The 7,722-nt window shown below is 29.6% G+C and carries 8 protein-coding genes; all 8 read right to left on the reverse strand.

Annotated features, from left to right (window positions below; all coding sequences use genetic code 11):
- Positions 1 to 173 precede the first annotated feature (173 nt).
- Positions 174 to 629, reverse strand: coding sequence for an energy transducer TonB (locus N456_RS23050; protein WP_062062819.1), 456 nt, complete (start codon positions 627 to 629; stop codon positions 174 to 176).
- Between the two features lie 318 nt (positions 630 to 947).
- Positions 948 to 2,795 carry an ATP-binding protein gene (locus tag N456_RS23055; protein WP_062062821.1) on the reverse strand — a complete coding sequence of 616 codons (1,848 nt, stop codon included), beginning with the start codon at positions 2,793 to 2,795 and terminating at the stop codon, positions 948 to 950.
- Entirely contained in the window at positions 2,792 to 4,021 is a 1,230-nt protein-coding gene (locus N456_RS23060; RefSeq protein ID WP_062062823.1) for a DNA cytosine methyltransferase, read from the reverse strand. Before N456_RS23060 ends, N456_RS23055 begins: the two co-directional genes overlap by 4 nt.
- A gap of 1 nt (position 4,022) precedes the next feature.
- Positions 4,023 to 4,238 carry a helix-turn-helix domain-containing protein gene (locus N456_RS23065; protein WP_062062826.1) on the reverse strand — a complete coding sequence of 72 codons (216 nt, stop codon included), beginning with the start codon at positions 4,236 to 4,238 and terminating at the stop codon, positions 4,023 to 4,025.
- Positions 4,239 to 4,641: 403 nt separating this feature from the next.
- Entirely contained in the window at positions 4,642 to 5,208 is a 567-nt protein-coding gene (locus N456_RS23070; protein WP_062062830.1) for an ImmA/IrrE family metallo-endopeptidase, read from the reverse strand.
- Positions 5,209 to 5,497: 289 nt separating this feature from the next.
- Positions 5,498 to 5,896 (reverse strand): restriction endonuclease, encoded by a 399-nt coding sequence (locus tag N456_RS23075; RefSeq protein WP_062062833.1) that lies wholly within the window; start codon positions 5,894 to 5,896, stop codon positions 5,498 to 5,500.
- A gap of 213 nt (positions 5,897 to 6,109) precedes the next feature.
- Positions 6,110 to 6,961, reverse strand: a complete 852-nt coding sequence (locus N456_RS23080) for an AbaSI family restriction endonuclease (RefSeq protein WP_062062836.1) — start codon at positions 6,959 to 6,961, stop codon at positions 6,110 to 6,112.
- Between the two features lie 195 nt (positions 6,962 to 7,156).
- Positions 7,157 to 7,722 (reverse strand): hypothetical protein (locus N456_RS23085; protein ID WP_205410300.1); only part of this gene is annotated, 566 nt, incomplete at its 5' end.

Genomic DNA, 7,722 nt, shown 5'->3' on the forward strand with positions numbered 1-7,722 from the left:
TAACGTTATAAGTATGTGTCGTAGCAGAGCAAAATGTTACCAAGCCATCGACATTTTCTGCGCTGATTTTATAACTTTTCTCTCCATAAAATCTTTGCGCCATAGCAAATACACAAGAACCATTGGGTTATCACTTAACTGCTATGATCACATACTTGGTGTTATAGCCTTTTTTAAAATGTATAAAAGCGAACAAAATGCTTATATTTCACATTTACAGCTTTTCCGTTATTCATACCAGGAGACATTTTGGGAAGCAAACTAAATATTTCATAAACATTATTTATAGCTGTTTCTGTCGGTCCATCCACTTTTATGTTTTCAATTTTTCCGTTACTATTGATTATGAATTCGCTTTTAATCTCAACTAGCGTTCTAGACTTAAATTCTTTTGAGATCAGTTCTGTATTTAATTTTCGGTGAATAAAACCGTTGATTTTGTCTTTTGTACATTTTTTATTTTTTTCCTCTTTCTTTTTTCTTTTACAATCGTTAAAGAGTGGAGCAATTTCAACATCTTTCCACTCAATAAATTCGGTTTGAGTTTTTTCCGTTTCGTTAATTACTTCTTGAGATTTAACAGACAAAATTGTTAAAATAAAAAGGAGAACTGATAATTTTATTTTCATATTTAATTTTGATTGGCTATAACGTTCAGTATAAGAAACGTAGGGCAGGTGATAAGCACTTTCGTTTCGGTTTATTACTTAGCTAGATATAAATATTTTGCTTTTATCTTTTTACTTATAAACGCCAAATTTTATATTTAGCGGACTTTGTTATTAAGCACAGACCTTTGGATTTAGCACAAACGCCCTATGTTTTTTATACCTTGTTAGGTGTCTGGCTTTTCTTTCCACAAACTTGCTAGCGTTGGCGTGAAAGCTCTTTTAAATTTGTGAGGCACGAACAAACTTAAAATGTGCTTGAATTTGCGTTGGCTAATTCTAATTATGTTGGTCATAAGCTTCTATAAATTCCTTGTGATATTCTTTTGACTGTTCTAATAGTTCGCGGTATGTTTTCACAAATACTTTTCCTGATTTAATATAAGTGTCTTCTTTATCTATAAATTCATAATCATCAGATTTTTGTCCACCAACGACATAACAAACAACTTTAGAGAAACCTGTTTGACTAGCATATTTATTTCTTAAAAAAGCTCCATATTTTGCAGCTTGTTCTAAAGCCTTTTCATCAATTTTAAATTGACTACGTTTTATTTCAATTACATAAAGTATTTCTCCTAAAGCGTTACTACATAAAAAATCTATTCTTTTGTTTGGTTCATCTAACTTATCCTCAGGAAACGATTCTTTTAGAAGTTTAGAATAAGTAACTTCATCTCTGAATTCAAGAATTCTAGGGTCTAAAAGCCAAGAGAATTTCTTAAGAAAGTTATGAAGTGTTGGTACTTCTTTTGTGTTAGTATTGATATATTCTTCAAATTGTTTAATTACTTCAATTCTTGAATAAGCTAAATCTTTAAATTGCTTAGATTCAATAGCTTTCCAATCATCCATTAATTCTAAAAGAGCTGGAATATCTTCTGGTTTTGAAATGTCCGCTATTTTTGAAGCATATTCTTTGAATGTTTGATTATTGAATTTATCAATCACATTTCCAATAATTTCACTTGATTCATTAACGTCAATATTTGAATTTTCAAGAATTGGCTCTATAATTTTATTACTTAACTCTCTTTCGTATGTAGGTAACTCTTTTTGCCATTTATCAATATCTAAATCTTTAGTTTTTACAATCGAATCTTTTTTTACACCAGCTCTTTTGTTTTTCCATTCAGCACCAATTTTTTTAATGATTTTATGAATGTATTCTTGTAATTCACGGGTCTTTTCATTTTCCCAATTTAAGGAATGCCTATCTGTTGAAATAACATCTTCGTCAAAGTCGTCTATAAAATCTACTTCTAAATAACCTGTTACGTAACTATGAAATTGGTCATTATCTCTAGCGCCATAAAAACCAGCTGTATTCACAATTTTCCCTCTAGAGGTTAAGTATAAACCTCTCATTTCTGTATCTTTTACAGGAGTTTCTAGTGTGAATATTGTTCCTTGAATGTCTTCCCAATGTTCATATTCATTATCATATTTCTCTTCAGGGAATTTCCATTCAAATTGTGTTTTTAATTCTTTAAATTTCAAATCATTTGTAACTTCAATTTCATTTGAATTGTTAGAATATAAACTAGTTTTCATTTCCTCAAAAATTAAAAACTTCTTAGATAAACTTAAAGCAATTTTATCTAAATCAAATGCAGATTTCCTTCTTATATTTTTTAAGTATAAAATTGTTCCTTGTTCATCATCTGTTTTTTCGTTTTTTAAAATTATCTCAGGTTCATATTCTCCTTGACTATTTCTGATATCTTCAAGATTCATTTTAAAATGATTTTTAAAACCATTTTTTACAGATATAACCTCTATAGTATCACAAATTCCAAATACAGATAATTTACCAAGTCCTTTTTTGCCTATGACCTTTCTTTTCTTAATATCACTTACTTGCTTTTGAGTATCTTTTCGTCTGTTTCTTCCAATTACAAGATATTTTTCTTGTAACTCTTGAAAATCCATTCCATTACCATCATCTGTATAATGTATTTCCTTACTGTTTTCACTTACAGAAAAATTAATAAGCACTGTGTCCGCATCTGCATCCCACGAGTTTGAAATCAATTCTGATAATACACTTGGAAGTTTTGAATAAAGTGAAATACCTAAATGCTCAATTGTATTAGGGTCAAATACTAATTTTAATTTTTCGGTCATAGTTGTTCTTTTATTTTTTTTGCAATTTCATTAGCCATTAATGGAGGTACGGCATTACCAATTTGTCTAAAAGCGGCACTTCTGCCACCTTCAAAAAAGAAATTGTCTGGGAAAGATTGAATCCTAGCGGCTTCTCTAACAGATAAAGACCTAATTTGTTTATTATCAGGATATATATAATGATGACCGTCTTTTGCTATATGAGCAACCATTGTATGAGAAAGTCCATTTATGTCAACAACTTTATACCTGTCAACAAAAGAAGTTTCGTTTTTATGAGTTTTAAGTTCTGTTGGTAAGTCAGGATATTTTAATCTTTCTGATTTTTTTAACCATTTATTTATTGCGATTTTATAGATATTTAAATCTCTATCATTATGAGGTCTAGCAATATGCTGAGTAACAAAATCGACTCCGTTTCTTAATTCAAATCTTTCAAGATACTCTGTCGTTGGTTTAGAATATTTTGTGATATTATTTTGTTCACCTGGTTTTATTTTTTTTAAATCAGATAAAATTTGACTTACAGTATATTCATCTTTTATTTTATCAAATTCTGGATATTTAAAATCAGCTCCTTTTTGCCAACCAATTAAAATTATTCTTCTTCTTTTTTGTAATACTCCAAAATCTTCTGATTTTTGAATTGTATAATGTATTTCATAACCAATTCGTTTAAAATATGCTTGCATATTTTTAAAATAGCTTCCTTTTTCTGCGGTTATTAATCCCATAACGTTTTCAAAAACAAAAACCTTAGGGGCATATTTTTTTAAAAATTTAGCATATTCTTTATAAAGAAAATTACGTGGGTCATTCTTCATTCCGTCTTTGTCTCTTGCTCTTCCAACGAGAGAGTATGCTTGGCAAGGAGGCCCACCAACAATCAAGTCAATTTGTTTTCCTTTAGCGAGTTTATCAATTTTTCCAAATATGATTTTGTTGTTATCTCCTCCAATAGGTATATTTATTACTGAATCGGAAATTTCGGAATTAGCAAACTTCTCTAAAAACTCTTCACGAGTCATTTTTTCTGAAATGTAATCGTAATAATTTTTTGTTTTGTTTTCAGATTTTAATTTATGATAAACCAATCTAGTCTCTAAAGTCTCACAAGCTTTTTTTTCAATTTCTACGTGAGCAATTGGTGAAAAGCCTGCATTTATAAAACCTTCGGATAATCCTCCTGCTCCTGAAAATAAATCTATGAAATTTAATTTTTCCATATTAATTATTCAGTTTTAGGTGTCCGTATACTTTTTCAAGAATGTCATTTGGGTCAGCATCTATTGCTTTAGAAATAAGATATAATTCTTCTGCTTTGAGGTTAGTACCTTCTTTTGTAGTAAGGTTACTTAAACGTGATTTACCAATTCCAGTTTTTCTTGAAACCTGAGCTTTATTTATTGATTTGTCAGTAAGGTATTTACCAAGAAACGTCATAATTAATTTTAATTGATTAAATGTTCTGTGAAAGTAAATAAATGTTCCGAATTAACCAACTTTTAGTTCTTTTTATATTACAAATGTTTCAAGATTAATTTGAGTTTGGGTGGCGGTGGGGAAGGGCAAGCTCTTTTGTGGCGGAGGTACGGAGCTACAAATGTGCTTGACCGTGCGGTGGATTTTTTTTGCGCTTGCACCTAACGGACTTGTGTATGAAACGTAGCGTGCAAAAGGACACTAACTTTTCGGGTTAACATAGAGCCAAATTTTTATATTTTGTTTTTAATTTTTTCTCGTTTAAAAAACCAAATTAAAAATTTGGCGGACTTTCTAAATATATACAACCCTTTTGGTTAAACACTTATTAGCTATGTTTTATACACTGTGTTGTGCAACGTTTTTATGTAAATTCTTTAAAGTTAAATTCCTTAATTATTTGTTTTATGGATTTAGTTCTCGATTCTTCTCTTAAAAGTTTGTATTCCTTTAGTCTATATATTATGCTTGTCTTAGAAACACTAAAATGTAGCGATAAATACGATACAATACTTTGAAATTTTCTGTGAGAATCAATAGAGTCGTTTAAAATATAATCTCCTTGAGTTAAACCTCTTCTTATCATTGATTGCCATAATTTAGCGGTCAATGAACTTTCGGGTAACAATAATGAAGCGGAAAAATAATTAGCTTGCCATTCAATCCATTGTCTCGGATTTTCAAGATTATGTTTACCTGTAGAAAAGTCAAACTTAGAATCATTAAATGAATCTAATAGATTTTGATTTATCACGACTTTTTGATGAAGTAAAAAATGTCCGAATTCGTGTCCTAAGACAAACATTTCTCTTGGCGTATCAACTATACTTTTGCTAATACCAATTGTTTTTGTTTCAATGTTGCAAGTCCCTAAAAATTGGTGTTCTTTGGGGTTAAAATGTAAAATTTCTATTCCATATTCTTTATCCAAGTATTCACTAAATTCTTTTATGTTTAATCCATAAGCTTTTCGAAGAATACCTTTACTTATCTTGTTTAGTTCTTCTTTTGCTATCTCACTAATATCTTTTTTTGAGAGTTTATCTATTCCATAAGTTAGATTATTTTCTGATTTTGTGAATATATTGAGTAATTCTTTATCAATGAGATTTTCAATTGATTTTAATCCTTCATCTATTAAGTTATGAACTAAAGATTTTTCAATAAAAGGAATTTTTGATTCATTTTCATATGAACGTTTATAGTGAACAATATTGTAGTTATTTACAGTCTCCCTCTATAATCATCATTCCTGTTGACTCAGCAAAATTGTAGGCAGATTTTTGAAAAGCACCTTTACTAATTATTATTCCTTTAGCATTAACTCCTGAAACTTGTAAAATGTCACTATGGAATTTTTGAACTTGTTCGACAGGTACTCTTTTACCATAATTTTTACATTCTATGAAATAAGTCATCATAGGTCTGTCTGCATTTGGTGGTTTGAACTCAATTATTAAATCAAATTCAATTTCTGCTTTTCTTAACTCAGAATAACGTTTAGCTTTAGGAGTAATTTGAATAAAATCTTTAACACCGAATAAGCCTTCTTCTTTTAAGTTTTCAATTATTTCCAGAGATTTTTTCTCAAATTGATTTCCTTTTTCAACATTATTCATAAATAAGTAATCAGTTTTTTCAATGTTGCACAACGTTTAGGCTATGGTTAGTACGGGAATTAAAAGTAGTGAACTTTCGTTTACGAACTTAGCCAAAACTTTTTATTCTGTTTTATCTTTTCTTTTAAAGCCAAATTAAAAGATATGGCGGACTTGGTTAAAAGCTATTAACTTTGGGTTAAGCACCAAACCCCGTATTAACTATAGCCATTGTTAGCTTGTCGTTTTGTATGTTTTGACTCTTGTTTTTATTCTTTTCCATATTAAACCGTTTGTATTGTTTGATTCATTAATATCAAGAAAATATTCACCTTTGAATCGATACATAATGTCTCCCAATGAACTTTTTACACGAGCAAAAATTATTCTATTATAATAACCATTATTCAAACTTTCGGTTATATGTTTTTGTAATTTATTTGTATCGATACAAATTTCGGTAATGATAGTATCATCATCGGATATTGTGTTCCTCCATTCTTTATTTGGGTAAAGTTTTGGAAACCATAAAACTGTTTTCTCTTGATTCGGGTGAATAGTTCCTCCTTTTTGAAATCCTTTATAATCATGACCAAAACAATTACAGGCTAAATAAGAATAATTAAAAGCAACATCATCTTTTATGTCAATGTATCCTAAATCAATATATGTCTGTGGAGTTTGTTCTTCTACAATATTCCAAGGTTTAAAATCTGCTTCTTTTTTTTTCTTTTTAATTAAATCTATAATTTCATTAATTCGTTCATTTAAAAATTCTATTCCTCTTGAAGTGTCTACTCTTTCAATAGTGTGTCCAGTTGAGTTTATTATATCTGCTTGTCTTAATTTATCTTGTTCAATTTGATTAAGGTGATATGGTTCATCTACTTCAATGTGTAAGTCAAACTGTGGAAAAAACATATCTGTTAAAGCCCGACCGTCAGGTCTAACAACATATTGTTGAGTAGTAAATTTAATCGATAGATCATCAAGTAGATTCCATATCCGATTAATAACATAATGTTCAAACCGTTTTTTTTTAGCCCTTGATAATTGTCTTGTGATGTAATCTAATTTATCTTTCATTTTCGAATGCAAGCTAACGTTTAACTATGCGTAGTGCGGAAGCAGAAAATCACTGGTTTTCGAGCTAGCACTTAGCCAAAGTTTATGTTTCGTTTTTATATTTTCTAAAATACTAAATTTAATACTTTGGCGACAAACCAAATAAGCAATGATCTTTCGATTAAATCAAAACCCCGCATTATCGCATAGGTGTTGTTACCACACGTTTTTTATTCCAATTTTATATTTATCCGCAACTTTTTGATCAAAAACTATTGTTAAGTGATCTTTCATTCCCATTGCTTTTCCGTCAGTTATTTCGAGAGCAGAAATCCAGATTTCTTTTCTATTCTCAAATTCAATTCGAACATCTTGTGGATAGTAATTTCGTTTGTTCTCGTTAATCAAACCCCAATAAGACCAACAGCTTTCAATTCCACTGATTTTTATTCCGATTAATTCAGTCCATTTTTGGTTACTATTTACATTATATTTTTTAGCTCCATTTTCGGTACTGAATTCAGTCAATATATTTCCTTTGCGAAATTTGACATCATATTGGGTGAATTCACTTCCCCAAACAAAATAATAAGCTTGCTCATCAGTCGTTATCAATTCAATTCCATAATCAAGTGAATGATATTCAGTTTCGTTCCAAAGTGGTTTTCCGTAATCTATTTCGAAATAGTTGACGTCAGAAATGGATTTTCCAATTAATTCTTTAATCGGGTTTTCATAATTGTCTATTTCCGTTTGGATTTCCATGTGATGTGTGGTAACGC

The sequence above is a fragment of the Aquimarina longa SW024 genome (assembly GCF_001401755.1).
In the GTDB taxonomy this organism is placed as follows: Bacteria; Bacteroidota; Bacteroidia; order Flavobacteriales; family Flavobacteriaceae; genus Aquimarina; species Aquimarina longa.